This is a genomic window from Arsenicibacter sp. R0_47, assembly GCF_057652235.1.
The window spans coordinates 22,688-38,625 of record NZ_JBYFCJ010000021.1; the positions used below are offsets into that span (position 1 = coordinate 22,688).

The following is a 15,938-nucleotide window of genomic DNA, read 5'->3' on the forward strand; positions in this document are numbered from 1 at the left end:
CGAAAGTTTAAAACTTTCGGGGAGTTATTTTTTATACCATTACTTCCGTTCGCCTTTCGGGACGTACGTATACGTTCCGTGTTCAAGCTGGCGGGCGCGGTCAAACAACGTCAGGGCCTTCTGATACGTATCATCAACTTCACCGGCCACTTTGAAATATTCGTTATTTTGGCCATTGCGGTTGTTTCGCTGATAGAGGTAGCGCGCTACATAAGCTTTCAACTGCGTCCGGATGTATTCCTTCGAGCGGGCGAATTGAGCCGGATTGGGCTTAATGCCTTCAGATGAGGCCAGACTTACCAGTTTATTCAGTTGATCATCGTCGAAGTTAACCGTCCGGTTAAACTCAGCAAATGGTATTTTCTCGAATTTCTTCCGGTTGTCATTAGCATATTCCAGCGCGTATTCCCGCAGCAGGTTTTTGCCAAACAACTGTGCTATGTATGGGGTCTGCCAGCTTGTATCGCGTGGTACAAAGTAGTCTGGCGTAATCCCGCCGCCACCGTATACTAACCGGCCTGCGTCTGTTTTAAACCGCAGTTTCGGATCATTCTTAATCGAATCGGCGATAAAGTACTCACCACGTTTCGAGCGGGCTTCCAGATCTTTTTCGTAATCACCTTCGTGACCCGGCACATAGGGTTTCTGGATACTCCGGCCGCTCGGCGTATAGTAACGTGAGATAGTCAGGCGTAACTCCGAGCCGTCGAACAGTTGCACCGGCATCTGAACCAGTCCTTTTCCGAACGACCGGCGACCAACGATCAGTGCACGGTCATGGTCCTGAAGCGCACCGGCCACAATCTCCGAGGCTGAGGCGCTGCCTTCGTCGACCAGAACGATCAGCGGGCCGTCTTCAAACTGGCCGGCAATGCGGGCAAATGTCTGGCGGTCGTAGCGACTGTCTTTGCCGTTGGTATAAACCAGCAGCTTGTTGCCACCGATAAATTCGTCGGCCAGGCTCGTAGCGCGGTCCATGTAGCCGCCAGGGTTATTCCGCAGATCAAGCATGAGCTGTTGCAGCCCCTGCTGTTTCAGAGAAGCCAGCGCCGTTTTAAACTCATCATACGTGGTTTCCGAGAAGCGGTTCACCTTGATATAACCCGTTTTATCGTCAACCATATACGCTGCATCTACCGAATAGGTCGGGATACGATCACGCACGACCGTTACGACTTTAGGCTTTTTTTCGCCACGGCTCAGGATCGTCAGCCGGACTTCGGTTCCCCGCCGGCCGCGCAGGGCCTGAAAAATAGAACCGTTGTCGACTTTATTACCCGTCAGCGCTTTCTCGTCGACTTTCAGGATTTTGTCTCCGCTCTGAATACCGGCCGTTTCCGACGGGCCACCTGCCAGCGGGGTTACCACATAAACGGTGTCCTTGTAAAGGTTAAACTCGATACCGATACCGTCGAATCCACCTTCCAGCTGCGTACGGGCCGCTACGGCGTCGTCCGGATTCATGTAACTGGTATGCGGATCCAGTTTTTCAAGCATTTTACCGATTGAATAGTCAACCAGCTCGTCGGTATTTACCGTATCAACGTAGTTGTTTTCAATGAGTTGTAAGATCTCTTTGTATTTGGTGTAGCCTCGTCCAATGTTGTTGAGGTTCTTTGAACCTCCGAAAAAAGTAGCCCCGATAAGAATACCGCCAGCCATCGTAACACCCAGCATCATGGGTAGCCGTACGGTGGCTTTGTTGTTTTGTATTGGCTTATCGCGCTTAATGCCGAACTCCTCTTTCTCTGCCATAGCCCATTAGTAAATTAAAGTTGTATCCCTGGTTGTGCCTGACGGGTTTATGTTTATGGCGATAAGACAAAGCGTTCTTTACACCACACATACGCCGATAACGTATTACGAAAGGCATAATGTTTGCCAAAAAAAAGATTTTTGTAAAAAAAGTATGTGTGTGGAAGAAAGTTTACACAAAAAGGGCCAAAACCATGACAGATACAGATTTAACGGTATACTCACTTAGTGCCTGGTAAAAAAAGTGGGGAAACTACTGTGTAGCTTCCCCAACAACTCTGTTGATTTCTCGCCAGACTCAGAGCGGTTTTATCGGCAGGCTTTTCAGGTGTACAAAGAAATTACTGCCCCCTGCCTTACGCTGTACCGATGAGCCGATAACGGTCAGCGGGTTGTTGTTGCGGATACCGAACCGACCGCTGCCGGTTCCGCTGATTTGCTGAAGTGCCGTGCTCAGGAGGTCTTCGTTCACATCGCCCAGTGGTTTGAGGGTAATCGGTTCTTCGATCTCAACCGTTGGGGCAAATCCGCCTGTATAGTCCGACTGGCCGAGGCTGTTGTACGCCTTTACGATAATCGGTTGCAGCCCCCATTTGATTTTGCCGGTATCGTCGGAGATCGTTGTCGAACCGACGTTTTTGCCATAGGTTGTCGAACCGATCGTAACCACAGACATGTATGGTTTAAGGCCGTTGATGATCAGTTCACTGGCTGATGCTGTCCAGTCCGTAGTCAGCACAAATACCCGGTTCAGGTTAGCGCCGATGCTTTGGGCTTTGTTCGTGAAATTGTTAACAAACACGCTGCTGCCATACTGGCTTTTCAGGTACTGGGTTACCTGCGAGTTGTATTCTTCATGGAAGAACTCTTTCGTGTTGTCTACATTTTTTCCGATCAGACTGGCCAGATTAATGGCCGACCGCTCGTCACCGCCGCCGTTGTAGCGCAGGTCAAGAATCAGTTCGGTGACACCCTGCGCCTTGAAACCGGCAAAGACCGCATCTACTTCATTATCATATTGTGTACCTGTGCTCCCGTAAGGAGCCTGCGTGAAGAGGTTATACACAAGATAACCGACTTTCTTACCATTGACGGTATAAACGGAATCCATAAAGACCGGATCTTCCTGAAAGGTCTCAGCCGTAACGCTGCGGGTGTCATCCGTATCGACCAGGGTGCTGTTGCTCACCTTTGCCAGTCCGAACGTAAACGACGTTTGCTGGAAGAGCAGAGCGTAGTAGTTCGTTTTCGTGAGTGAGGTACCGTTTACCTTACTGATAATGTCGCCCCGGACAAGTCCTGCTTTAGCGGCCGGTGAGTTAGGCAGCACATACAGGACCTGCGCGATAACTGCATCAGAACCTGACGATCGCAGATAAAGGTTAAATTCCATACCGGTTGTTTTGCTCTGCCCGCTCAGCTCTGCTTCAAGTGACTGGCTGTCGTCTTCAATCCACGAAAAGCGGTCGCCGTCAGGGCGCAGTGTGGCATCGTACTTATAGAGAATCGAATCAAAGAAATCTGCCGGAGCAAGTGTTGTATCCGGCTTCGCCGGTAGTTTGTCGTTCCAGTAATACAGATCACGCATATTCGACAGAATCCAGTTGTCTACCAGACCATTTTCTGCCAATGCCGGATCCGGTGCCGGTGTGACCGCATCATCTGCTTTTTTGCAACCCGTTACTACCCATGTACTGATGGCCATCAACCCTAGTACCCAACCCTGACGCAGTGAAAAGTTTGTGAGCATAAACTGTGATTATTTAGTAAACCAATAGAGCTAGTCAACTAGAGGAAAACACTGCCACGCAGTATTAACGCTCTCATAAACCATTACGCTATTGGCTTACAGGTCTGTTGCAGGGGGTAAGTGAATTAATTCGCTTTTAATTAAAAAAGGTTACAGCATCAGACCTGATCCTGGTAGGCGACAAAGGCTTCGAGCGCATCGGGATTGCGCATGGTGTCTTTGGCCGCCACGAGCGATGGGTCTAACCCGGAAAGGATCTTTTTCACCGGCATTTCCATTTTTTTGCCGCTGATAGTGTACGGAATTTCGCGAACCGCAAAAACCGCATCGGGCACATGGCGCGGACTGCATTGGGCCCGCAACGCTTTTTTAATCCGGTCAATGAGCTCGCTGTTCAGTGTCTGATCCGGTTTCAGAACCACAAACAAAGGCATGGCATATCCGCCGTGCTCCTTCTCCAGCCCGATCACGAGGCTGTCGGCAATTTCGGGCAACTGCTCAACTGCGCTGTAAATCTCGGCCGTACCGATCCGGACGCCGTCGCGGTTGAGGGTTGCGTCGGAGCGGCCGTAGATAATGACACCGTTGTGGCCCGTGATTTTGATAAAATCGCCGTGCCGCCAGACGTTCGGCCCGAAGTTGCTGAAATAACTGTCGGCGTAGCGCTGGTTATCTGTGTCGTTCCAGAAATAGATGGGCATAGAGGGCATCGGCGCCAGAATAACCATCTCGCCCAGTGCATCGCGGACTGGTTCGCCGGTCTCATCGAATGCATCGAGCTTACAGCCCAGCAACCGGCGCTGAATCTCGCCCCGGTAAACCGGCAATATCGGGCATCCCCCCACGAAACCGCTGCATATATCCGTGCCACCGCTGAACGAAATAAGCCAGACATCTTTCTTTACGGACTGGTAAATCCAGTCGAATCCTTCGTTTGGCAGGGGTGAACCGGTTGATCCGATCGAACGCAGCGCCCCCAGCGAATGGGTTTTCGCGGGCTCAAGACCGGCCCGCAGCGATGCCAGGTAATACGCAGCACCTCCCCCGAAATGGGTAACGCTGAGCTGTTCGGCCAGATCCCACAAGACGTTCATTGTTGGGTAGGCCGCTGAGCCGTCGTACAGGACCAGCGTGGCCCCTACCAGCAGTGAAGCCACCGAGAAATTCCACATCATCCAGCCCGTTGTCGAGTACCAGAAATAGCGCTCACCCGGCTTAACGTCCTGATGCAGCGCCAGTGTTTTCAGGTGTTCAATCAGGCAGCCGCCTACGCTGTGAGTGATGGCTTTCGGTTTGCCGGTTGTTCCCGACGAGTAAAGTACCCAGAGCGGATGCGAGAACGGAACGGGCGTAAATTCGAGGCCGGTATGGGGGGTATTCAGCACCTCCTCCCAGTTGATACTCCATTCGAGCCGGCTGTCAGGATTGAGGTACGGGAGCCAGACGACTTTTTCGAGCGTGGGCAGTTGCTGACGCAATTCGCGGAATGCGCTGATTTTTTCGATGGGTTTGCCGTTGTAGGTATACCCGTCGGCCGCGAAGAGTACTTTCGGCTCAATTTGCTGAAACCGGTCAAGAATGCTGCTGGTGCCGAAGTCCGGCGAGCAGCTCGACCAGATAGCGCCGACTGCGCTGGTGGCCAGAAAGGCTACTACTGCCTCCGGGATGTTAGGCAGTACGGATACCACGCGGTCGCCGGGGCCAACGTTGACGGAGCGCAGGTAGGCCGCCACGGCCGCTACTTCTTCTTCCAGCTGTACCCACGAAACAGCGACGGGCTGGAGACCGGCCGCCATTGTCCGCTCCGAATGAAAAAGAATCGCCGGGGTTTGCCTGTTTTTGAACCGGAAGGCATGTTCGGCGTAGTTAACGGTTGCGCCGGTAAACCATTCCGTGCCGATCATGCCGTCGGGGTTGCGGTCCAGTACGTCCCTGTAAACGGAATGTGATTGTATATCGAAGAACTGATAAATGCTTTCCCAGAAATCCTCCAGGTCGGTAACAGACCAGTCCCACAAGTCGTCATAGTCCCGGATGTATAATCCCTTTTTGACAAAAAGCCAGTCCATGTACCGCTTCAGTGTCGAATTTTCGATAAATCGGCGGTCAGGCTTCCATAGATACGAAGATGTTTGTTTCTGTGTCATCTGCCGGTAGTCGTTAGCCCGAAAAGATGAGTCCTGCATGGGTTAATAAGTAAGCTAACAACTTACCACTAACGATTGCTACCCCTTCGGGATTGTTTTCAGGGAAAATTACGTTGTTAAGTAACGGGCATTGCAGGTGCCAAAATACGTAAATCGGGCTAAAAAGTAAGTACTGATGTCTGGTGTAGTAAATGTCTTTTTTTGATGCATGACAGGCTTTATTCCGGCATTAATCAGAAAAGCTGTAACTTTGCATCCCTTTTACAAGCTATAAGTAAAAACAAGCTGATAATCAGCAGATATGCATGTCGACAACAGTAACTATTACTGTACAATTCCATGAAACGAGATAACGACTTCGAAGGAAACGACCGCCGCGAGGGTGGACGTGGGAAATTTGGCCGTCGCGACGACGACCGCTTTGGCAATAACCGCCGTGGCGAAGGACGCCAGACCGGCGGACCGCGCCGGGATTCCGGCAGTACTGACCGTCCGCGCGGGGCGGGAGACGGCGAGCGCCGGTTCGGACAAAACAGACCATTCGATAACAATAACGATAAACCGCGTTTTAACCGCGACAGCGACCGGCCACGGTTTAACCGGTCGGATGATGAGCGGGGAGAACGCCCACGCAGTGGCGGTTTCGACCGCAAACCATTTAACCGTGACGGCGGCGACTTTAAACCACGTTTCAACCGTGAGGAAGGTGACCGCAAGCCGTTTAACCGTGAAGAGGGTGATCGCAAGCCGCGTTTCAACCGTGAAGAAGGCGACCGTAAACCGTTTAACCGCGATGGCGGCGATTTCAAACCACGTTTTAATCGCGAAGAAGGTGACCGCAAGCCGCGTTTCAACCGCGAAGAAGGCGACCGCAAGCCGTTTAACCGTGATGGCGGTGACTTCAAACCGCGCTTCAACCGCGACGGTGATGACCGTAAACCACGTTTCAATCGTGAAGAAGGCGATCATAAACCGTTTAACCGTGATGGCGGCGACTTCAAACCGCGCTTCAACCGCGATGGCGATGACCGCAAACCACGCTTCAACCGCGACGGTGATGACCGTAAACCACGCTTCGACCGCGACGGCGATGACCGCAAACCACGTTTCAATCGTGAAGAAGGCGACCGTAAACCGTTTAACCGTGATGGCGGCGACTTCAAACCGCGCTTCAACCGCGATGGCGATGACCGCAAGCCACGTTTCAATCGTGAAGAAGGCGACCGTAAACCGTTTAACCGTGATGGCGGCGACTTCAAACCACGCTTCAACCGCGACAGTGATGACCGCAAGCCACGTTTCGGCCGCGACGGTGATGACCGTAAACCACGCTTCGACCGTGATGGCGATGATCGCAAGCCGCGCTTCGGCAAAGACCGTGACGAAAAGAAAGGACGCAGACTTGGTCGTCAGGAAGAGGCAGAAAACGGCCGTTTTTCGCGGGAACAGACTATGGACAGCCGTGAGCGCCGCGTAGGTAAGTTCGAAAAAGCACCGACGTACAACCTCGATGCGTTACGTGAAAAAATGCCGGCCGGTAAGAAAAAAGCCGCCGCCCGTGAAGAAGGTGGCAAAAAGACGGTCGATGACGGAACGGTACGCCTGAACCGCTACATTGCCAACGCCGGTATCTGCTCGCGCCGTGAAGCGGATGAACTGATTGCCAGCGGAGATATTTCGGTGAATGGCAAAGTCGTTACCGAAATGGGCTACAAGGTTAAGCCAAACGATAAGGTAAAGTTTGGTACAAAAATCCTGAACCCAGAGAAAACAGTATATATCCTGCTGAATAAGCCGAAAGATTATATCACTACAACTGACGATCCGGAAGAACGCCGCACCGTAATGGAGCTGGTAGCTGATGCCGGCCCGTTCCGGTTATATCCGGTTGGCCGTCTGGATCGTAACACAACCGGTCTCCTGTTATTGACTAACGACGGTGAGCTGGCGGAAAAATTAACGCATCCGTCTAACAACGTCCGGAAAATTTATCAGGCCGAACTGGATAAACCGCTGACCGAGGAGCACTTCGAAGCGATCCGGAACGGGATTGAACTGGAAGACGGCCTCATCAAGCCGGACGATTTAGGCATTGTTACGCCGGATGCGCAGGTGATTGGTATTGAAATCCACAGCGGCCGTAACCGGATCGTACGTCGTATCTTCGAACATTTTGGTTATGAGGTAACTAAGTTGGATCGTACAACCTATGCAAGCCTGACTAAAAAGGAATTACCACGCGGAAAATGGCGCTTCCTTGAACCAAAAGAAGTCGTTAAGCTGAAGTTTTTTTAAGGAGCCGCGTGCCCCTCTTCCATAAAGAGGGGCACGTGTATTGAAAAATCCATTACATTCGCTCCGAACTCTTCAAAACTGTCATTTCGAAGAGACACAAAACAAAAGGTAGGTTAAGTTAGTTGTTGCATGACAGGCACTTCTCGTCGTCGCGTATGTTAATCACTCCCGGTAAACTTTTAGCCACCATCAATACGCCCGAAGATCTCCGGCGGCTTGACAAAACAAAACTGCCGCAAGTCTGTGACGAGCTTCGTCAGTTTATCATTGACAACGTATCCGTTTATGGCGGTCACTTCGGTGCCAGCCTCGGTGTTGTCGAGCTTACGGTCGCATTACACTACATCTTCAACACACCCGATGACCAGCTGATCTGGGACGTAGGCCACCAGGCATACGGCCACAAGATTCTGACCGGCCGTCGGGATAAGTTTCATACCAACCGGTTTTATGGCGGGCTGTCGGGTTTCCCGAAACGGAAAGAGAGCCCCTATGATGCCTTTGGTGTAGGTCACTCCTCAACATCGATTTCAGCGGCGCTCGGTATGGCTGTGGCTTCACAGCTGCAAAACCAGATGCACCGTCACCACATTGCGGTGATCGGCGATGGGGCAATGACCGCCGGTGAAGCGTTTGAAGGCATGAACCATGCAGGGGCTACCAACAGCAATCTGCTTATCGTGCTGAATGACAACTGCATGAGCATTGACCCGAACGTGGGAGCGCTCAAGGAATACCTGACCGATATTACCACCTCTCATACCTATAACCGGGTAAAGGATGAGGTCTGGAATCTGCTCGGTAAGATGAGTACGTTCGGCAAGAGTGCGCAGGAAATTGTGTCAAAGGTAGAAGCAGGCATGAAAGCTACTCTCCTGAAAAGCAGTAACCTGTTTGAATCGCTGAATCTGCGGTATTTCGGCCCGATTGATGGTCATGATATTGACCATATGACGAGCGTGCTGGAAGACCTGAAAAATATTCCCGGTCCCAAACTGCTGCACTGTGTGACGGTAAAAGGCAAAGGGTATGGCCCTGCCGAGAAAGATCAGACCAAGTGGCACGCGCCGGGTCTGTTCGACAAGGTGACGGGTGAGATTAAGAAAAAAGTATACGAAACGCCGCAACCGCCGAAGTATCAGGATGTTTTCGGACATACGCTGGTGGAGCTGGCGCAGGCGAATGAACGGATTGTGGGTGTAACACCGGCCATGCCGTCAGGCTCGTCGATGAACCTCATGATGAAAGCCATTCCGGAGCGGGCGTTTGATGTCGGTATTGCCGAACAGCATGCCGTGACGTTTTCGGCCGGTATGGCAACACGGGGCGAAGTGGTGTTCTGCAACATCTATTCGACATTCATGCAGCGGGCCTATGATCAGGTCGTCCATGATGTCTGTATTCAGGAACTGCCGGTGGTATTCTGCCTTGACCGTGCCGGTTTTGCCGGTGCCGACGGTCCGACCCACCACGGTGCCTACGACATTGCCTTCATGCGGTGCATTCCGAATATGATTGTGGCGTCGCCGATGAATGAGAAAGAGCTCCGGAACATGATGTTTACGGCCGCCTCAGATACCATTCAGTCCGGCAAACAGGCGTTTACGATCCGTTATCCGCGCGGCGAAGGCGTGATGCCGAACTGGCGGACGCCGTTTGAAGAAATCCAGATCGGCAAAGGCCGGATGGTACAGGACGGTGAGGGTGTTGCCATTCTGACGTTCGGGCCAATCGGTAACTATGCCGTCAAGGCGTCGGCCATGCTTGAAAAAGAAGGCCTGCGGCCGGCGCATTTCGATATGCGTTTTGCCAAACCACTGGACGAAGCCTTGCTGCATACGATTTTCCAGCGCTTCGACCGCGTACTGACGGTTGAGGATGGCTGTCTGCAAGGGGGCTTCGGCAGTGCGGTACTGGAGTTCATGATTGATCACGGCTATGCGGCCCGTGTAAAACGGTTGGGTATTCCGGATGCCATCGTCGAACACGGCGAACAGATTGAACTGCACCGGGAGTGTGGTTTCGATCCGGAAGGCATTGCGGAAGCCGTCCGTGAATTAATGTTTGCGGGTTCATCCGTCAGGATTTAATATTTCCGTATTTTAGGACAGGGTTAATGGTAACTGCTTCGGGCAGGTGCCGTTAATCCTGTTTTGCGTTTCTATACTAACCCGGACTTTATGAAAATCTTTAAATTTGGAGGAGCGTCTGTCAAAGATGCGGCAGGTGTACGCAATCTTGCCCGGATTCTACAGGCTTATCAGGGTCAGCCATTGGTTGTGGTCGTATCGGCCATGGGTAAAACCACGAATGCGCTGGAAGATGTGGCCGCGGCGTATTATCAGGGTAATCCGGCAGAGGCCGTAAACCGGTGGCAGGCTGTCCGGTCATACCACAAAGCCATTATGCGCGACCTGGCGGGCGAAGACATTGCACAGACCTTCCAGATTGTGCTGGATTCGTTTGAAAAAGTAAAGACCTACCTCCAGCGCCCGGTCGAAGGCTCATTCGACCAGGTGTATGACCTGATTGTTTCGTTGGGTGAACTTATTTCCACGCAAATCATTGCCGCTTATCTCCGTAAGCTGAAAATGCCCGTCAGGTGGACCGATGCCAGGCTGCTGATCCGTACTGACGGTACGTTCCGCGAAGGTAAAGTCGATTGGGACGAGACCGAATGGCTCATTCAGGATTACAGTAAAAGCATCCCGCCCGATACCATCACCATTACGCAGGGATTCATGGGGCGTTCGGCAGACGGCAATACGACAACGCTTGGCCGCGAAGGCTCCGACTATTCAGCGGCGATTTTTGCCTACTGTCTGAATGCAGATGATGTAACGATCTGGAAAGACGTGCCCGGTGTGCTGAATGCAGATCCGAAATGGTTCGATGAAACGCAGCTTATTCCGGAACTGACCTACCAGGATGCCATTGAACTGGCGTATTACGGGGCCACGGTCATTCACCCGAAAACGATAAAACCCCTTCAAAATAAAAAGATTAAGCTCTATGTCCGGTCATTTCTGGAGCCTGCGGCACCGGGAACGGTAGTCGGAGAGTTTAACAATCACCTGTCGGTACCGTCCTTTATTTTCAAGGTTAACCAAACCCTGATTTCGCTGCACCCTAAAGACTTTTCGTTTATTGCCGAAGACAACCTGAGCCGGATTTTCAGCCGGTTTGCCGAAGCAGGCATGAAGATTAACCTGATGCAGAACACGGCCATCAGCTTTTCGGTGGTTGTGGATAATCACCCCGAAAAGATACCGGCGCTGATCGACCGGCTGCGCGAAGACTTCCGCGTAAGCTACAACGGCGGCCTCGAACTGATTACCATCCGCTATTACAATCAGGAAACGATTGACCGTGTCTGCGTCAACAAAAAGGTGCTGCTGGAGCAGAAAAGCCGCTATACCGTTCAGCTGGTTGTCAAAGACCTGGGGTAAACTTTTTGTTCTTTTTTATTGCTGATTGTTCTGGTTGTTGCTGTATTGTTCTGGTTTGTTGCTGTATTGTTCTGGTTGTTGCTGTGTTGTTCTGGTTGTTGCTGTGTTGTTCTGGTTGTTGCTGGTAGTTCTGGTTTGTTGCTGGTAGTTCTGGTTTGTTGCTGTGTTGTTCTGGTTGTTGCTGATTGTTCTTACTAACCTGTGACAACCATCAGAACTACCAGTAACCATCAGTAACTCAGCAACCTTAGAAACCATCAGCAACTCAGAAACCATCAGAACTATTAACAACCTTGAAAAGGATCAGCAACAAAAAACTATAGCGTAAACCGCCAGTTGATACCGTGGTGGATGAGGAGAAAGATAAAGACGACTAGCCAGAGCACATCCACGAAGTGCCAGTATAAGGTTATAAGCCGGATTTTGAGCTGGTTAGGCGGGTTGACGCTGTAGACAAAAGCATCAATATACTGCCGGCGGCGGAGGGCTTCTGCAAAGGCAATGGTCAGGAAAATAAGTCCGATCAGGATGTGCAGCAGGTGCAGGCCTGACAGAATATAGACAAATCCACCCGCCGGATTGGCCTGTAGGCCAATGCCGGCCAGTACCATTTGCCGCCATCCCCAGGCTTGTAAAACGATGAACAGAATACCCAACAGCAGCGTCATACCCATGTAGGTACGATACATCGGAAAACGCTCGTTGCGGAATGCCTGATTGGCGGTATGTAAGGTCAGGCTGCTCAGCAGAATAACAACCGTACTCAGCAGAAAGACATTCGGTAAGGCCACCTGTTTCCAGCCGGGGCCACCGCTCCGTAAGAGATAGGTGGCCAGAAGCACTAAAAACAGGAGCACACTGCCAGCAATGCCCAGCCAGACCATGAAGCGGAACGGCTCCCGCCGTTTCGTGAAAATATTGCTCATCCTGAATACGAATGCCTTTTGCGCTCAGAGTAATTTACCCTGCCATATAGTATAATGACTGAATTGGCCGTTGAGTTCCGGTTGCTGTGCAAAGATTCCATAGATCGTAGATCCCGAACCGCTCATACTGGCATAAACTGCCCCAAGTTCATACAACGCTTCTTTTACCTCCTGCAACACCGGATAGCGCGGAAAAAGGCTTTTTTCAAAGTCGTTGACAACTGTGTGACGCCATGTTTCGACCGGCTGTTGCAGCAGCTGGTCCAGCGGAATGGCCGGTTGTCCGGGTGTTATACCGGCATACGCTTCAGCCGTTGAAATGGCCAGAGCCGGATAAATCAGTACAATATGGTAACCAGCTAAATTAACGGCAATTTCCTGAAAAACATCGCCCTTTTCAACACAGTACAGGGGCCTGTTCTGAATAAAAAAAGCACAGTCGCTGCCAATGGGCCGGGCATACTCCTCGAGCTGTGAAACCGACAGGCCTAACCCAAACCGTTCGTTCACCATTTTCAGCACAAACGCCGCATCGGCAGAGCCTCCGCCCAGACCGGCACCGATCGGGACCAGCTTATGCAGATGCAGCTGAACCGGTGGCAGATCAAAATCGGCTTTAAGGGCATTGTAGGCACGTACGCACAGGTTTTTTTCAGGAGGACCATCAATTGGGATACCGCTCGCCGAAAACGCGAAGGTATCGGCCGGAATCAGTTCCAGCACATCGCCCCAGCCAACCGGGTAAAAGCAGGAAAGTAGGTTATGAAATCCGTCAGGACGCTTTTCGGTAATCTGTAAACCGATATTAATCTTGCTCGTCGGAAAAACGACCATAAAGGGTTACTGGCTGTTTAGCGGTTGTTGATTGAGAGAACAAACAAACAGACAAACCGCTAAACAGACAAGGATTATTTTATGGCTAATACTTTAAATTCGGTCCGGCGGTTGCGTTGGTGCTCTGCTTCGGTGCAGATAATTCCGTCGGTGCAGTTGTTAAGCAGCAACGACTCACCATATCCGTTGGCCACAATACGCTTCCGGCTGATTCCTTTCGAGACAATGTAGCTTGCTACAGACTGGGCACGCCGTGTCGACAATGTTTTGTTGTAGGTGGCATCTCCCCGGCTATCGGTATGTGAACGGATTTCGATCACCATCGACGGATAGCGGCGCAGCGTAGCGACGAGTTTGTCCAGTTCGCGTTGCGATTCCTGACGTAAACTGACTTTGTCGAGGTCAAAATTGATTTCGTCGATTGGTACAATCTCGCCGAGGCCAAGCATCCGGAGGTCAGCCGATACCTCTTTCGGTTTCGATTTCTTCGGCAGCTTTTTGATCTTGCTGGTATTGGTACCGTATTGCTCTTTCGTGGCAATCAGGGTATAATCACAGCCTTCGACAAGGTTGAAAACGTAACTACCATCCGGCCCTGTGGTTGTGCTCAGAATCTGGCCGTTGCAGTCATTCCGCAGTTTTACCAGAACGCCTTCAATCGGTTTTTTATCTTTCTGGCTCCGGATTACCCCCCGAACCCGCGAGGCGTTCAGGTTGATCTGGTTAGCCGAGGCCGATGTCGGATCGTCGAGTGTATCAATCAGCATCGTTGGCCGGGCCAGTGCCATTTCAAGGCGGCTGGGCTGATCATCGGTCAGGAAGCGGGTCGTAAACCCGATGGTGCTGCTGATGTAGGCGTCTTTAGAAGCCGTAAACATAAAGTCGTTATCGGCTTCCAGACATAATTTCAGCAAGCCATTGCGGTCGGTGAATACCTGCTGGTCGGGGCGTCCTTCGCCGCGGGCTTTGATATCTACCTGCACGCTGTCGAGCGGCTGGTCGGTATCGGTGTCGTAAAGCCGGAGCGTCAGATTCCGGCAGTTATACATGGAGCTTTCGCGGACGAAGCGGTAAATATCATCATTCCCATCGCGGCGGTTACTGCTGAAATAACCCGACTGGCGGTCTCCTTTGGCAATGAGTCCGAAATCGTCCTGCGCCGAGTTGATCGGGGCGTCGAGGTGCTCAACGCTCCGGACGGTGGTACCGGCCATGCTGGCGTAGAAAATGTCAAGCCCGCCCAGTCCTTTTAGTCCGTCTGATGCAAAATAGAGGTTCCCTGTTTCATCGACCGACGGAAACAGTTCGTTCCCCTTGGTATTGACGCCCGGACCCAGATTGACCGGTTTCGACCAGGTACCGCCTTCCAGACGGGATACATAAATGTCGCTGCCGCCAAAGCCACCCGGCATGTCTGAGGCAAAAAACAACAGCCGGTCCGGAGTCCCGTTCGGGTCTTTGCCCAGGCTCGGGTGACCAACCGAATATTCATCACTGTTAAACGGCAATTCCTCAATATTCATCCACTCGCCGTTCTGCTGAACAGCCGTGTACAGTTTCAGTTTATTAACCCCTTCAGTGCTTTTACGGGCGCGGCCGCCATTGAAGTTATTCCGGGTAAAAATGACCCGTGAACCATCCTGATAGAATGTGGCGGGGCCTTCGTGGTAACGGGTGTTCAGCGACTGGCTGAAACGTTGTGCCGGATTTTTAGGCCGTGCGTCATATCCGAGGCCTTCGCTGATGTTGATACCGCCATCGTAACTCATCACCGTGCGGGAGTCGTTGGCTGTAGGGCGGGTGTAGTCGTCTACCCCGTTGCGTTTGGTATTTTTGACGCGGTCATTCTGGCCTTTACTCGTCGTACCATCCGCATTGATTATTTCGGCAACTTTGAGCTGATTCCGGTTCGGCACATAAAACAGGTCGAGGTAGCCTGAGCCCCCGCCGCTGCCGGTCGTTTCAATGGTTGAGCCGCCTTTGCTGCCCGCGACATAAACCAGACCGTCGCGGTAGAATGCAGGACTGAATTCTTCGTTCCGTGTATTCAGGGCGAGGTATTCAAGCCGGTACTTTACGGCCTCCTTACGTTTCCCCTTATCACCGACAATGATGGGCTGTTCAGCTGCCCGCTGGGCGATAACTGTTTCCTTTAGTTTTAAATAGCGGTCATATTGTTCCTGGCCTTCCGCGAGTTTACCGTTGCCGGAAAGCGTCTGGGCAAAAGCCAGTACCCATTTAGCGTCCGGATTCGGGTTGGCGTCCAGTAACGTCCGGTACGTTCGTTCTGCTTTGGTGAGGTCACCGGCCTGCTGGTAGGCGTAAGCCAGCCCGCTGAGGGCATTATTACGTTGGGCGGTGGTCAGGCGGCGGTCTGTCTCGTCCAGTAATTGCGAATAAATCTCAATGGCACGGCCATAGGATTTCCAGCTGGCCAGACGGTCTGCCTGACGAAGAAGGGAGTCCGGTGTAACACGTGGCCCCTTGCTTGCTTTAACACCGGGCTTATCCCCGATTGACGTAGATGCAGTCCGGCCCGGGTTTTTATGCGACAGTACTCCCCGGCCGGCCGGTGTCCACGACACCAATCCCACCAGGCAAAATACGCCCATTACGAAACCGATTACTCCGAGCTTATTCATGCGTGTTGCACAAAATTAATAGTTGTCTTGTACGACGAACGAAATATTTCTATAAAAATTATAGACTATTCGGCGCTTACCATTTTGTCTGTTTTTTGCCCGAAAGGGCTAATTCACTCACCTGAAAGGCATTGCCGGTC

At 51.8% G+C, this 15,938-nt stretch carries 10 protein-coding genes; 3 read left to right on the forward strand and 7 right to left on the reverse strand.

What is annotated here, in order from left to right; translation table 11 throughout:
- Window positions 1-39: 39 nt before the first annotated feature.
- The 3 genes from AC23NW_RS25635 to AC23NW_RS25645 all read right to left on the reverse strand — a co-directional run bounded on the left by AC23NW_RS25635 (window position 40) and on the right by AC23NW_RS25645 (window position 5,691).
- The gene (locus AC23NW_RS25635) at window positions 40-1,755 is read right to left on the reverse strand and encodes a S41 family peptidase (protein ID WP_293834020.1); all 1,716 of its coding nucleotides are present in this window, start codon (window positions 1,753-1,755) and stop codon (window positions 40-42) included.
- Between the two features lie 298 nt (window positions 1,756-2,053).
- Window positions 2,054-3,505, reverse strand: coding sequence for a S41 family peptidase (locus tag AC23NW_RS25640; protein ID WP_487453051.1), 1,452 nt, complete (start codon window positions 3,503-3,505; stop codon window positions 2,054-2,056).
- A 158-nt stretch (window positions 3,506-3,663) separates the two neighbouring features.
- Window positions 3,664-5,691, reverse strand: coding sequence for an acetoacetate--CoA ligase (locus AC23NW_RS25645; protein WP_487453053.1), 2,028 nt, complete (start codon window positions 5,689-5,691; stop codon window positions 3,664-3,666).
- 300 nt (window positions 5,692-5,991) lie between these two features.
- Between AC23NW_RS25645 and AC23NW_RS25650 the strand changes: the two genes are divergently transcribed.
- The 3 genes from AC23NW_RS25650 (at window position 5,992) to AC23NW_RS25660 (ending at window position 11,396) form a co-directional block, all read left to right on the forward strand.
- Window positions 5,992-7,947 carry a pseudouridine synthase gene (locus AC23NW_RS25650; RefSeq protein ID WP_487453055.1) on the forward strand — a complete coding sequence of 652 codons (1,956 nt, stop codon included), beginning with the start codon at window positions 5,992-5,994 and terminating at the stop codon, window positions 7,945-7,947.
- Window positions 7,948-8,102: 155 nt separating this feature from the next.
- Window positions 8,103-10,037: a 1-deoxy-D-xylulose-5-phosphate synthase gene (gene dxs / locus AC23NW_RS25655; RefSeq protein ID WP_487453057.1), complete on the forward strand. Its 1,935-nt coding sequence runs from the start codon at window positions 8,103-8,105 to the stop codon at window positions 10,035-10,037.
- Window positions 10,038-10,127: 90 nt separating this feature from the next.
- The gene (locus tag AC23NW_RS25660; RefSeq protein WP_487453059.1) at window positions 10,128-11,396 is read left to right on the forward strand and encodes an aspartate kinase; all 1,269 of its coding nucleotides are present in this window, start codon (window positions 10,128-10,130) and stop codon (window positions 11,394-11,396) included.
- A gap of 15 nt (window positions 11,397-11,411) precedes the next feature.
- Here the strand turns inward: AC23NW_RS25660 and AC23NW_RS25665 are convergent, their stop codons facing one another.
- From AC23NW_RS25665 to AC23NW_RS25680, 4 genes are all read right to left on the reverse strand, one after another.
- Window positions 11,412-11,672 carry a hypothetical protein gene (locus AC23NW_RS25665; protein WP_487453061.1) on the reverse strand — a complete coding sequence of 87 codons (261 nt, stop codon included), beginning with the start codon at window positions 11,670-11,672 and terminating at the stop codon, window positions 11,412-11,414.
- A gap of 41 nt (window positions 11,673-11,713) precedes the next feature.
- On the reverse strand, window positions 11,714-12,322 hold the full coding sequence (locus AC23NW_RS25670) for a cytochrome c oxidase subunit 3 (RefSeq protein ID WP_487453063.1): 609 nt from the start codon (window positions 12,320-12,322) through the stop codon (window positions 11,714-11,716).
- Between the two features lie 24 nt (window positions 12,323-12,346).
- Window positions 12,347-13,156 carry a 4-(cytidine 5'-diphospho)-2-C-methyl-D-erythritol kinase gene (locus AC23NW_RS25675; RefSeq protein ID WP_487453064.1) on the reverse strand — a complete coding sequence of 270 codons (810 nt, stop codon included), beginning with the start codon at window positions 13,154-13,156 and terminating at the stop codon, window positions 12,347-12,349.
- A gap of 74 nt (window positions 13,157-13,230) precedes the next feature.
- Complete coding sequence (locus tag AC23NW_RS25680) at window positions 13,231-15,798, reverse strand: OmpA family protein (protein WP_487453066.1); 2,568 nt, start codon at window positions 15,796-15,798, stop codon at window positions 13,231-13,233.
- Window positions 15,799-15,938: the final 140 nt, after the last annotated feature.